The sequence below is a fragment of the Pseudoalteromonas sp. 78C3 genome (assembly GCF_002836695.1).
In the GTDB taxonomy this organism is placed as follows: Bacteria; Pseudomonadota; Gammaproteobacteria; order Enterobacterales; family Alteromonadaceae; genus Pseudoalteromonas; species Pseudoalteromonas arctica.
The window spans coordinates 1-12774 of record NZ_PJAV01000083.1 but is presented as its reverse complement, the minus strand read 5'-3'; the positions used below and the strand labels follow the sequence as shown (position 1 = coordinate 12774).

Sequence of the window (12774 nt, the reverse complement as noted above, 5' to 3'; positions counted from 1 at the left end):
ACGAGCAGAGAAACCTGCATATAAATATCATTCCTCCAAACCATTTTTATTGATATTAAAAAACTAGACAGAAAAAGTAAAACAGTGCCAAATAAACCAAAGCTGACTACCCACCCTATTACATAGTTTTCTATTACATTAATACCAATATAAAACTCTATATTATTCATAATTGAAGCTGAAGCACCTAGCAGCCATTCACTGATACTTAATTGTTCTAAAATAATAAATACATCAAAACGCGCTTGTGCGCTGCCATCTATATACAGTTTACTTATAATCCGCTCACCCACTGGTGTAAGTGTAAGAATTAAGATTATTGCTATCAACGTGAGTAAAAAAAATGCCTGCGCTAATGCAAATTTAAGTTTTGACATTTTAATGCCTGCTGAAAAAAAACGCATCGAGCTTGGTAGCGTCATTATTACGAAGCCGGCCAAAAACATTCCTGCGGCTCCTCTTCCACCAAAAGCAAATAGCGCGATTAATATAACTGTAAAATAAATAAAGACAGGGATCTTCGTTTTATTTAATAATAATAAAGCTAAAGAGGCAGTAATTAATGCATTATTTAATGGATGTGTTAATAGGGCAGTTGAACGAAAATGTGAAAAGCTTGAAAAACTAACATCAACCAAAGTTTTGCCTAATATAAATTCTAAGATAGCAATTACGGCATTAATAAATAACAAATAAGCTACTAGCTTTAATAGCTTGTCTTTATGTTCGTTTGTTAATTGGCTTAAAATATATATAGCCAACAATGCAGACACTATTGTATCTATTAAATAGGCCATACCTGAAGTACCAAATCGATATAATCCATATAATACAACAATAGAAACACTCAGCGAACTTATTAGCCAAGTGCTCTTTAGTTCTTTTAAATTACCTAACGGTTTACTGATACCTTTTTTAAGCGTAAGCAATACAGTAAAAAACAATAAAACATAACTATATATATGGATTTTTACTAAAGGGCTACCGCCATCAGAAACATATTTAACACCTAAATCTTCCAGCAGATACCCGCCTAAAATAAAAGAAGATATAAAAACGAAAAACATCGCTCTATACATGGTTTGGCTATTCATGATTGCGAATCCAGTGTCGGCATTTTTTATAGTTTAATAAAACCATTACTACTAAAAATGTTAATATTCCGAATAATACATTTATGGCTAAATATAAAATTGGAATATCTATATATAAGAATTGCTTTGTATAAAAAACACTGAGCAAATAGCCCATACAAGCAGATGAGAAAATTATTTTATATACTTGTCTAGGAATGATGAATTTATAATCTTTTTTAAGTGATACAAATAAACTTAGAAAAAAAGATATCAAGCTAGTTATTAAAAAAGAGAATGCTGCACCGGTTAACCCATATTTTGGTATTAATATCGTTAATAATACTAAATTTAATAGCAATGATATTAAGCTTATTCTCGGTATATACTTAGTACTTAATGAAAATTGAAGACCATGATCTATATAATGCGCTTTTACATTCAAGATAAAAACTGCTGCACATAATATGTAAATTATAGTCGTTCCTTGCGACAAATATTCTTCGCTGAGCAGTAATTGAGTAATCGGTTGAGCTAATACACAAAAGCCTAATAGTCCTGGTAACGTAATAAACATTAGAAGCGTTAAATACTCGCTATGGGCTTTATATAATTCAGTCTTGTTATTAATTTTTTTTGTGAGTTCAGGGTAGCTCGGCAAAGCAACAACCATAAAAATTAATGCGCCTATCCCCAAAAGAATGTTCGAAATAGCCGCATAGATGCCCGTTTGAGCCAAACTCAATGAATCAGCGATAAAGTAACGATCTAAACGACTTGATATGGACGCTACGAGGCCACTTACCATTAATGGTATTCCATAAGTATAAATAATATTGGCATCAACTGAAAAAAGTTCTTTTATACTTATCTTTAAGCTCTTAAATACAATTATACCTGCTATAAAATTACTTAAGGCTAAAGCAAATAGAGCCAGTAATAAATCTGCTTTAATTATTAGAAAAAACCAGGTAAATATTATCGCCAATACAGATTGAACTAAAACAGCGAGCCGATACGGATTCAAGCGTTCCATAACTCGTGCTAACTCTAAATAAAATAAGTACAACGCTTTAGTTACAAAAAGTATAAATGTAGTAACTAAAATATTTAAACTTAATAAATCGGTTAAATACAGCCCTAAAACCACCAAAAAAAATGCAGGTATGGTACAACACAAAATTATAGAACACGCTATAGCAGCAAAACGTGAGTGTTGCTCTTTAATTTTACTTGGTAATAGACGTAGCATGCTCGAGTTGACCCACTGAGCAGCAACTGCTCTTACTATTTCAACGGTAAGCAGCATTAGTGACAACATACCATATTCAGTAGTTGTTAATAGCTTTGTATGAATACTAATTAAAGCGAAAACACTTATTGCTGCAAATATTTGAACAGGTGCATATTTTAATAGTTGTTTAAGCATCATTTAACTTCATCTATAACTTTTACATATAAATCACTGTATTGCTCAAAAATGCATGTAATATTAAATTTAGTTTCGAGAGCGCGTTTCGAGTAGTCTACGTTATGCTTTAAAACAAGATTATTAATTTTGTCGGGGCTCAACGAGTCTGAGTAATATAAAACCCCCATTTTTTCAAAGAAAGCTTTCTCATCTTCAAGTATGCCAACCTCAGTGGCAACTAGAGGCAGACCAACAGCTAACATCTCTAAAGGAGCTAAGCCAAAAGTCTCTTCGCTAGAAGTAAAAACACCTAAATCAGCATTAAGGTATTGCTCAACAATTTGGGTTTTGTTTAGCTTACCTAAAAAGCTCACTTTTCCTTCTAAGCCCAAAGAAGTCACCTGCTTTTTAAGTTGCTCAGTGTATAGTCTATCGGCGGCTGGCCCGATAATAATTAGAGAAGACCCAAGACCACTTTTGACTAATTTATTAAACAAAACGATAGAATCTTCGACTCTCTTTCTTGGTGTTAATAATGCACAGGTCACAACCTTTATTTCTTTTCGTTCACGTTTTATATAATCAGCTTTAAAATATTCTTGATCAATTGGGTTATGAACCACTTCTGGTTGAAAACCATCTTTTAGTAATGCTTTCTCTAACTGCTTACCAACAACAACTACATAATCCTTTCGGTTTTTCACTATTTTAGGAATAACTTTTTCATGTAATAAATTGTTTATTAGACCAACATTACGACGGGCTATTTTTTTATAACTATGAACAGTTACAACAGCCTTTCCTTTGTAGCCGCAGCCCAATAAAAAGCTCCAAAGATGTGTATGAACTAAATCTGGCTTGAGTAATTTTAATAATTTACGAATATGCCAATTTTGCCAGAGAATACCTGGAATTTTTAAACCAGTTTGCTTACTAGATGCTGGCAACCAAATAAAATCCACGTTATCGGCTAAGTTAATAACTTCACCTGTGTAGGATGTTTTACTCTGCGGATCGAGCCCAATGATAGTAAACTTAAAGTTCGTGTCAGAATGATTAACCAAGTATTCGGCAAACATTTGGCAAACACTGTCTACCCCACCACAGTTTTCTGTACCCCACTCATAAGTTGAGAGGGGCATAATTAGTGCTATATGTTTTTTATCCATAATACTTATTCATAATATAACGACCGGGATCATTTTGGTTTACTACACGGGAAGGATTACCTACAGCCGTTGCATTTTCAGGTATATCCTTAACCACTACTGCACCAGCACCAATAGTAACGTTATTGCCTATAACAATATTTTCTACAATACATACCATAGGCCCTATGTATACATTATTACCAATAGAGGCAGCTTTGCCGTGATTGCTGCCTATATTTACAAATTGACTGATATTGCAGTTAATTCCAATTTCTACTGATGGGCTAATAACGATTCCAGTTGCATGCCCTAAATAAAGTCCGGCGCCAATTTTTGCTTCTTTAGGTATTTGAATTTGATATTTAATTGAAAGATGAGTATGCATATATCGAGCAAAAAGTTTTAATATCGAATTACTGGAGCTAGTAAGCCTTAACCAAAATGTATATTTAAAAGATCGATTATTGTTTAACAAATTTTTTATTAATAAATTATTTGAATAACGGCCAGTTTGACGGCTTAAGTCACTTTTAATTAGCTCAAATGGAGTCATCATTTAACTTACATTATCCCGCGCGTGTCTATAACAACTTTTGAGGCAAATTCTGTTTTATCTGCTGCTTTAAATTGTTTGTGATCTACTAGCACTACTATAATATTAGCTTGCTCTAATGCTGTTTCTAATGTTGTAAGCTCTACACCTTTTGATGAAAGCTTTTCAGGTAATTCTTGTATATTAGGTTCTACTGCTAAAATTTTACCTACGTTTTGTGTGGCTAGCTCTTGTACTATTTGTAATGCAGGGCTTTCACGCAAGTCGTCAATATCGGCTTTAAATGCAAGCCCTAAACACGCTATAACTGGGCGTTTAAACTCGTCAGCGGCTTTAGCTATTTTACTTATTACGTAATGCGGTTTTGCATCATTTGTTAAACGCGCTTGTTTAATTATTTTTGCTTCGTCTGGGCAGCTAGCAACAATAAACCACGGATCAACAGCAATACAGTGTCCTCCAACACCCGGGCCTGGGTTAAGTATATTTACGCGAGGGTGGCGATTAGCTAATTTAACTAATTCCCACACGTTAATTTTAAGCTTGTCGCAAATTACCGATAGTTCATTAGCAAATGCTATGTTTACATCACGAAATGAGTTTTCTGTTAGTTTTGCCATTTCAGCTGTACGTGCGTTTGTTACGATGCATTCACCACGCACAAATGTTTCATATAATTTTACTGCTTTTTCGCTACACGTTTTACTCATACCACCGATAACACGGTCGTTAGATACCAGCTCTTGTAGTACATAACCTGGTAATACGCGTTCAGGGCAATGTGCGACGTTAATGTCGGCAGCATCGCCTTTATCTTGTGGGAACGATAAATCAGGGCGAGCTTCACTTAGCCATTGTGCTAGTTGCTCTGTTGCACCTACTGGCGAGGTTGATTCTAAAATGACTAAATTGCCTTTTTCGAGTACTGGGGCAATAGTTTTAGCTGCAGATTCTATGTAGCTTAAATCTGCTTTATGATCACCGCTTTCGCTATGGATAAATGGTGTTGGTACTGCAACCATAAATACATCCGCTTTTTCTGGAACCGTTGTGGCTCGTAAGTTACCTGTAGAAACAACACCGCGTACAATAATATCTAAATCAGGCTCTACAATATGTATTTCACCAGCGTTAATTGTATCAACCGCTTTTTGATTTACATCTAAACCAATAACGTTGATCCCTCTTGAGGCTATTACAGCTGCTGTTGGTAGTCCTATGTAGCCTAAACCTACTACTGATACTGTTTTAATTGTCATTACAAAATCCTTTAAAAAACGTTTTATTGCACGTTAAAGTGTTGTTTAATTTTTGAAATAATACGCTCACACGCTTTCCCATCACCATATGGATTATGTGCTCGGCTCATTGTTTGGTAATCAGCTTGATTTGTTAGTAGGTTTTTAACTTCATCTATAATTCGATTTTTATCGGTGCCTACTAATTTAACTGTACCTGCAGCAACTGCTTCTGGACGTTCTGTTGTATCGCGCATTACTAGAACAGGTTTACCTAAGCTTGGTGCTTCTTCTTGTACGCCGCCTGAATCGGTTACTATTATGTGGGCTTTACTCATCAGGTATACAAATGGCAAGTAGTCTTGAGGTTCTATAAGCTGTACGTTTTTAACGTCTTTTAAAATACGATTTACAGGCTCACGTACATTTGGGTTTAAATGCATAGGGTAAAGTACTTGCGCCTCTGGATGTGCAAGTGCTATTTCTGCTAGTGCTTCGCAAATACGTTCAAAACCACCACCAAAACTTTCTCGTCTGTGGCCTGTTACTAAAATTAACTTTTTACTTTCGTCTAATTCTGGAAACTTTGCTTTTAGTGTGTTTATTAATACTTTATCTGTTTTTACTTTATCAACAACTTGTAATAGTGCATCTATTACGGTGTTACCCGTTATAACTATGTCGCTTAAATTAACGCCTTCGTTAAGTAAGTTTTGCTGTGAAGTATCTGTTGGCGCAAAGTGAAGTTTTGTAATCGCACCTGTTAATTTGCGATTTCCTTCTTCTGGCCAAGGAGACCCTAAATTACCTGTGCGTAAGCCAGCTTCTACATGCCCTACCGGAATTTGTTGATAAAATGCAGCAAGGCTTGCTGAAAGTGTTGTACTTGTATCGCCATGAACAAGTATTAGGTCTGGCTTAAACTCTTCCAAAATAGGTTTTAAACCTAAAAGAATATTGGTGGTTACATCGTATAAACTTTGGCCTGGTTTCATTATGTTTAAGTCGTATTCTGGTACAATTTCGAACAGGTCTAAAACTTGATCTAGCATTTCTCTATGCTGCGCGGTAACGCATACTTTAGCCTCGAAACCATCAGTTAAATTCAATGCTTTGACTAATGGTGCCATTTTAATAGCCTCAGGACGCGTACCAAATATGCTCAATATCTTAATAGCCATTACTTTCCTTAATTTGAATAATTCAATTTATTAGTTGCTTACAGCAAATAGCTTTTTAACTTGTTGGGTAAATTCCTGACCCATTTGACTCGATTGCATTGCATATTCGACATTAGCAAGCATATAACCTAACTTAGAACCACAATCATGTGACTTACCTCTTAGATGGTATGCTTCTAGAGTTTCCAAATGGCGTAATTGTAATAATGCATCAGTAAGCTGTATTTCACCGCCCGCACCTGGTGGGGTGTACTCAAGCAAACCCCAAATAGCGGTAGATACAACATAGCGCCCTGTAATAGCTAAATTACTTGGCGCTTCGTCGTTATTAGGTTTTTCGACCATGTTTTTAATTGCAGCATTTTCACCTGCATTTATTTTTTTACCGGCTAAATCAACCACACCATATTGATGCACTTGCTCTTGAGGCACTGGCTCTACCATTACTTGGTTGAAGCCTGTTTTATCGAATCGGTCGATCATTTGGCTTAAATTGTCAGTTTTTGAATTTGATTTATATTTATCAATAATTACATCGGGTAGCATTATCGCAAATGGGTTATTACCAACAATTGGACGCGCTGCTAATACCGCGTGGCCTAAGCCTAGTGGTGCTGATTGGCGCACAGAAATTACCGTTACATCTGTTGGTACTATTGAGCGAACCTCTTCTAGCAGGCTACGTTTTACACGTGCTTCTAGCGTGGCTTCTAGCTCAAAGCTAGTATCAAAGTGATTTTCTATTGAGTTTTTTGAAGCGTGTGTAACCAATACTATTTCTTTTATGCCAGCGGCTACAGCTTCGTTAACTACATATTGGATTAAAGGTTTGTCTACCAGAGGGAGCATTTCTTTAGGGATGGCTTTTGTGGCTGGTAACATACGCGTACCAAGGCCTGCTACAGGTAATACTGCTTTTAAAACTTTCACTTTAATTCCTTTCATTATTTTGCTAACAGCAAAAAAGGGATAACTAAAGCTGAATCCCTTTTAAGCGCTTCACAAGCCTTGTGAGATTGCTATTATACACAACACAATAATGCACTCAATAATTAAAGAGTACTTTTTGATTGTTTTTTTGTTAAATTTATGTTGCATCAAATTCGATTTCATCACACTATTTCAGTACTCCCATACTTTTTGGTGATCTACCTTTTCAAAGCTAGCAATACTATACTAGGCTTAGCTTGTTTGGTTATTTGGAAAAACAGACTTAAAGGAACATTTGTGCGTTTAGGGTTTTGCATTTTATTATTAGTGTCTTTGTTTGTATGCGCACAAGATATGCTTTTGCATTTACGCAATAGCGATATAATTGCGCGCGCTCAAAAACAGTATGGTGATGAGGGCCATAAACGCATTAAAAACTGGTTAAGTTTTATTGATGAATCGGCTGACAAAAGTGAATGGCAAAAAATCCATTTGGTGAATGACTTTTTTAATAAGCACATTAAATACAAAACAGATGATGAGCTTTGGCACCAAAAAGATTATTGGGCCACCCCGCTTGAAAGCTTAGGCGTTGGCATGGGTGATTGTGAAGATTACGTAATTGCCAAATACTTTACGTTAATAGCACTTGGGATTCCCGAAGATAAAGTACGTTTAATGTATGTACGTCAAAAAACAGTTAATCAACCTCACATGGTGCTGATATATATTGAAACTCCTAATCAAATCCCCTTTGTTTTAGGTAACTTTAATACTAAACTACTGCCCGCTAATAAACGCCCTGATTTAACACCTATATATAGTTTTAATGGCCAAGGTTTATGGTTAGCCAAATCAAAAGGGTTAGGCAATAAAGTAAAAAATAGCCGTGGTGTTTCTGCGTGGAACACCATGCTAGAGCGAATTGAACAAGGTGAGCTTGCGCCCGCCAAAAGTGATAAAGGAACACCGAGTTATGTCTCGACTTTTTAAAAATGGATTAAGTTTAAAAACCCAAGTATATGGTCTTATTATATTGATTTCGGTACTTTCGTTTTTTGTACGCGTAATTACTGACGTTGATACCACTCGCCAATACTTACAAACGCAAATGGGTAGCCACGCGCAAGATACAGCAACAAGCTTAGGGCTTTCTATTTCACCCTACCTTGAAGAAGATAGCTTAATGATTGCCCAAACCATGGCAACCGCTATTTTCGACTCAGGTTATTACAAACAAATAAAATTTACTAACGCCGATAGTAACGTGGTATTTAACCTAACAAGCCCAAAACGCGTTGAGTCTGTACCTAATTGGTTTATTACAGCAGTAAAGCTCAACGCCCCTACTATGCAATCAGAATTAAACAATGGCTGGATCATGGCGGGAGTGCTTGAAGTAACAAGCCATGTTGGGCAATCGTATTTAACGCTATGGGAGCATACTAAACGCAGCTTTTATGGTTCTTTATTATTATTAGTAGCGTCGCTTGCTGTAGCATATTTAATATTACGTGCTGTATTTAAACCTTTAAAAGCAGTAGAAAACCAAGCACACTTGGTAACGCGTAAGCGCTTTACATTAAACGACGAAATACCTGTTGCGCGCGAGCTACGTACTGTGACTAAAGCCATTAATAATATGGTAATGAACCTACAAAGCACCTTTGACTCTTTAACAAAGCAAACACAAGCACTTACCGACGAGGTATATGTAGACTCACTCACAGGACTGGGTAACCGCCGTTCGTTTGAAAATCACTTTAACTCAGTGGTTGACACCATTACTAGCGATACTCCAATCACTGCAATGATGATTACTCTCCCCTCACTTGCTAATATTAACCAAACTGTAAGTTACCAAGATGGTGACGAGCACGTACATGATGTAAGCGTTACTTTACAAAATGTAATTGGTGCTTTAACTAATTCTAAAATATTTAGACTTAACGGTAGTACTTTTATTGCTTTAGCACCATTCGATATGCAATTTTTAAATAGAACACGCCTCGATATAAATGATGCTTTTAGTAAACAAAAAAACAGCTTACACGTAAATGGTTTTGCTAACTTAGCGTTAGTAATTGTTGATAAAGGCTCGTCTATTGGGAGTGTACTTTCAGCGCTTGATACTGGCTGTACTATTGGCGATTCGGCTGTAAATAAAGTAGATAAAGATACTTTGTTTAGTGTTAAAGAGTGGCGTTCGCTTATTAAATCAATTATTGCTACTGGTGAAGTTAGTTTTTCGGTGCAGCCAGTTAAACGCACTAAATCAGAAAACAAGCAGTGCTACTTTGAGGTGTTTGCTCATTTTACACATGAAGGCGAAAAGGTTAATAATGGCCATTTATTTGCTATGGCCGAAAAGCTTAACTTAACCGAAGAGTTAGACAAAAAAATAATTCGTAACTTTGTAAATGTTAAAGAGCAACACCCAGACGATACATTTGCGTTAAATATTAGTAAAGCTTCGTTGTATTCAACTGACTTTATTGAATGGCTTACTCTTTATGCTCACACTAAACCAATTATTAAAACAAACTTGGTTTTTGAATTGCATGAAATTAGCTTACTTTATAACGTGCATGTTGCCTCTTTACATATAGATACAATAAAAGATATTGGCATAAGTGTGTGTGTTGAACACTTTGGCACTAGTTTAACCTCGTTTAGATACTTGCAAGGGTTAGATATAGAATATATAAAAATAGATGGTAGCTATATTCAAGATTTGTTAGATAACACCCAAAGCCAATTTTTTATTCAAACAGTTAATAATATTTGTCATGGCTTTGGTATTAAAGTTTTAGCTTGTTTAATTGAAAAACCTGAAACTTTAAAGGTACTTGAAGGTTTAGGTTGCGATGGCGTACAGGGCAATTTAATAATGCCCCCCTCTAAAATACTAAAAACTAATAATAATGGCGTAAATAAAGAGTTTACTTTTTGCACCGATACGCTAAAATTTTGTAATTAGATAATTTCTTAAAGGGACACAAGATGAAATCACTTTTATTTGCTAGTTTATTTGTTAGCGTATCTGCATTTGCAACGTTTCCAGTTTATGCACAATCAGACAATGATGTAATAGTACAGACTGATAACCTTAATACGTTAATTAATATTTTAAATAATGCATCTGCAGATATACCTTCTGAAGAACTACAAAAAAAATTAGTTGCTGCTATTGAACAACTATGTCAGAACACTGCTCCATTGGATTTAGACTCCCCAATAGCTAATGGAACTTGCTCGTCTGAACAACTTGATATAATAATGAATGCAGTAATTGCCGCAATTGGCGTAGATAGTCCATTTATTTCAGACTTTTTAGCTGCGTTAGTAACTGCAGGTGTTGATAGCGATGCAGTAACGCTTGCCGCGATTACTGCTGGAGTTGATGCCACAATAGCTTCGGAGGCCACTGCAGCTGGCCCAACTGAGCCTACAGCACCAACTGGCCCTGTAATTGTAAACCTACCAACAATCCCACTACCGCAAGGTGCTGGCGGTACTGGTGGCGATGCAGGTATATCTGAAGTCGGCAACTAACAGTTATCTAAATAATAATAACGCGGCCTTTGGGCTGCGTTTTTATTTTAGACCCATTACTTTAAGCTCCTACCTTTTAGCTCCTTGTTTGAGAATCCTGTGAATCGTTTTATATTTTTTTTACTATGCGCTATTTTATTTTTGCTGCCCTTACCATTAGGGAGTTACCGCCCTTGGGCAATTTTAGCAATGGGGATCTTAATTAGTGCTACCTTTTTCATCCATTTAGTTTACAGCAGTATTAATAACGATCAGCCTTTATACCCACCTTTATATTCTTGGCCCTTATTTACTGTACTCAGTATAGTGGCGGGCGTATGCGCAGTACAAATATTTACCGTAAGTGTTGACCCGTTTCAAACTAAACAAATGCTTATTAAAACAAGTTTTATGATTTTATTTTGCTGGCTATTATTTATTTATTGTAATACTGAAAAGCGTATTAAAAATTTAATATATGCAATTATAAGTGCCGGTGTGTTTCAGGCTTTGTATGCCACTTATTTAAATTTATCGCCAGATATAATTAGCCCGTTATTTGGCTATAAACATACCGAACGTGCTATTGGTACGTTTACTTATTCTAACTTTTTAGCAAATTTTTTAGCTTTATGTTTATGTTTGGGTATTGGTGTTTTAGTTAGTGAGCTAAAACGCTCTACTAGCGATTACAAACAAACATTAAAACAAACGCTTCGTGCGTGGACAGAAATACTTTTAAGCTCAAAAATAATTTTACGTATTTCGTTAATTATTATTATTGTTGCGTTAATTTTAACGCGTAGCCGTATGGGTAACTCTGCATTTTTTATTGCATTAATGGTTGTTAGCTTACTCGCGTTTTTTATTTACAGGCAAAAACCTAAAGCGTTTAAGCTACTTATAGTTAGTTTTTTTATAATCGATTTAATTATTATTGGCGCTATATTTGATGTAGAAAAAGTTAAACAGCGTATTAGCGAAACCAGTATTTCATCAGAAACCCGCGACGAGGTTGTACGTGATTCAATACCGCTCATTTTAGATAAACCTTTGTTGGGCTCTGGTGGTGGTACATTTTATACTGCGTTTCCGGCGTATCAGTCTGAGCCTTATTCGGGTTATTACGATAATGCTCATAACGATTACATACAGTTTGCAGTAGAGCTGGGTATACCCACTACAGCGACACTGGGCTCACTTATACTTTATTGTTTATGGTTATGTATAGCGACTATTAGAAAGCGTAAAACAGCGTTGTTTCAGGGCGTTGCTTTTGGTTGTGCCATTGCAATTATAGATATGCTGCTGCATTCGTTGGTAGATTACTCTTTACAAGCGGGTGCAAACTCTATGTTGTTTATGACTATTTTATGCTTGGCAATATTAAGTAGTAAATTACCCGCGTCTAAACGAAGCCGAAAAGAGCATGGTTAAATACAAAGCTAAGTAATTACCTAATATAGTGATTAGAGGCTGCGCTTCTCACGCGAGCAAGCTCTGCTTCTACCGCCGAGGTTCAATTTACGGTTAACTTGTTAGCGTGACAAGCAAAGCCTGTAATAAGTAATTTATGCACTAAGAGGTTAAGAGGCGCTGCGCTTTTAGAGAAGGGAATGAACACAAAATGCAGTTTTGCTGGTATTCTGCCTTTTCATCTACCCCCTCTTTGTGCAAATAGACCTTTGATTGATTTTATTAGT

11 protein-coding genes are annotated in these 12774 nt (G+C 35.9%); 4 read left to right on the top strand and 7 right to left on the bottom strand.

All coding sequences use genetic code 11. The features are described from left to right. From CXF76_RS01805 to galU, 7 genes are all read right to left on the bottom strand, one after another. Positions 1-1094 (bottom strand): VpsF family polysaccharide biosynthesis protein (locus CXF76_RS01805; RefSeq protein WP_101162914.1); only part of this gene is annotated, 1094 nt, incomplete at its 3' end. Then, positions 1087-2505 (bottom strand): oligosaccharide flippase family protein, encoded by a 1419-nt coding sequence (locus CXF76_RS01800; RefSeq protein WP_232785083.1) that lies wholly within the window; start codon positions 2503-2505, stop codon positions 1087-1089. The genes CXF76_RS01805 and CXF76_RS01800, both read right to left, overlap by 8 nt. After that, complete coding sequence (locus CXF76_RS01795) at positions 2502-3653, bottom strand: VpsD family glycosyltransferase (RefSeq protein WP_101162913.1); 1152 nt, start codon at positions 3651-3653, stop codon at positions 2502-2504. The genes CXF76_RS01800 and CXF76_RS01795 overlap by 4 nt, the downstream gene beginning before the upstream one ends. Continuing rightward, positions 3646-4191 carry a serine O-acetyltransferase gene (locus tag CXF76_RS01790; protein ID WP_232785082.1) on the bottom strand — a complete coding sequence of 182 codons (546 nt, stop codon included), beginning with the start codon at positions 4189-4191 and terminating at the stop codon, positions 3646-3648. The genes CXF76_RS01795 and CXF76_RS01790 overlap by 8 nt, the downstream gene beginning before the upstream one ends. Before the next feature lie 5 nt (positions 4192-4196). Continuing rightward, complete coding sequence (gene wecC, locus CXF76_RS01785) at positions 4197-5447, bottom strand: UDP-N-acetyl-D-mannosamine dehydrogenase (RefSeq protein ID WP_101162911.1); 1251 nt, start codon at positions 5445-5447, stop codon at positions 4197-4199. Between the two features lie 23 nt (positions 5448-5470). Then, positions 5471-6607 carry a non-hydrolyzing UDP-N-acetylglucosamine 2-epimerase gene (wecB, locus tag CXF76_RS01780; protein ID WP_024609260.1) on the bottom strand — a complete coding sequence of 379 codons (1137 nt, stop codon included), beginning with the start codon at positions 6605-6607 and terminating at the stop codon, positions 5471-5473. Between the two features lie 30 nt (positions 6608-6637). Further along, a complete protein-coding gene (galU, locus tag CXF76_RS01775; protein WP_101162915.1) occupies positions 6638-7537 on the bottom strand; it encodes a UTP--glucose-1-phosphate uridylyltransferase GalU in 900 nt (299 codons plus the stop codon). Between the two features lie 297 nt (positions 7538-7834). Between galU and CXF76_RS01770 the strand changes: the two genes are divergently transcribed. From CXF76_RS01770 to CXF76_RS01755, 4 genes are all read left to right on the top strand, one after another. Beyond that, entirely contained in the window at positions 7835-8530 is a 696-nt protein-coding gene (locus tag CXF76_RS01770) for a transglutaminase-like cysteine peptidase (protein ID WP_024590376.1), read from the top strand. Beyond that, entirely contained in the window at positions 8514-10517 is a 2004-nt protein-coding gene (locus CXF76_RS01765) for a bifunctional diguanylate cyclase/phosphodiesterase (RefSeq protein ID WP_101162910.1), read from the top strand. The genes CXF76_RS01770 and CXF76_RS01765 overlap by 17 nt, the downstream gene beginning before the upstream one ends. A 23-nt stretch (positions 10518-10540) precedes the next feature. Continuing rightward, positions 10541-11092, top strand: coding sequence for a hypothetical protein (locus CXF76_RS01760; protein ID WP_101162909.1), 552 nt, complete (start codon positions 10541-10543; stop codon positions 11090-11092). Positions 11093-11191: 99 nt separating this feature from the next. Then, on the top strand, positions 11192-12508 hold the full coding sequence (locus tag CXF76_RS01755; RefSeq protein ID WP_198551838.1) for an O-antigen ligase family protein: 1317 nt from the start codon (positions 11192-11194) through the stop codon (positions 12506-12508). The last annotated feature ends 266 nt before the right edge of the window (positions 12509-12774 follow it).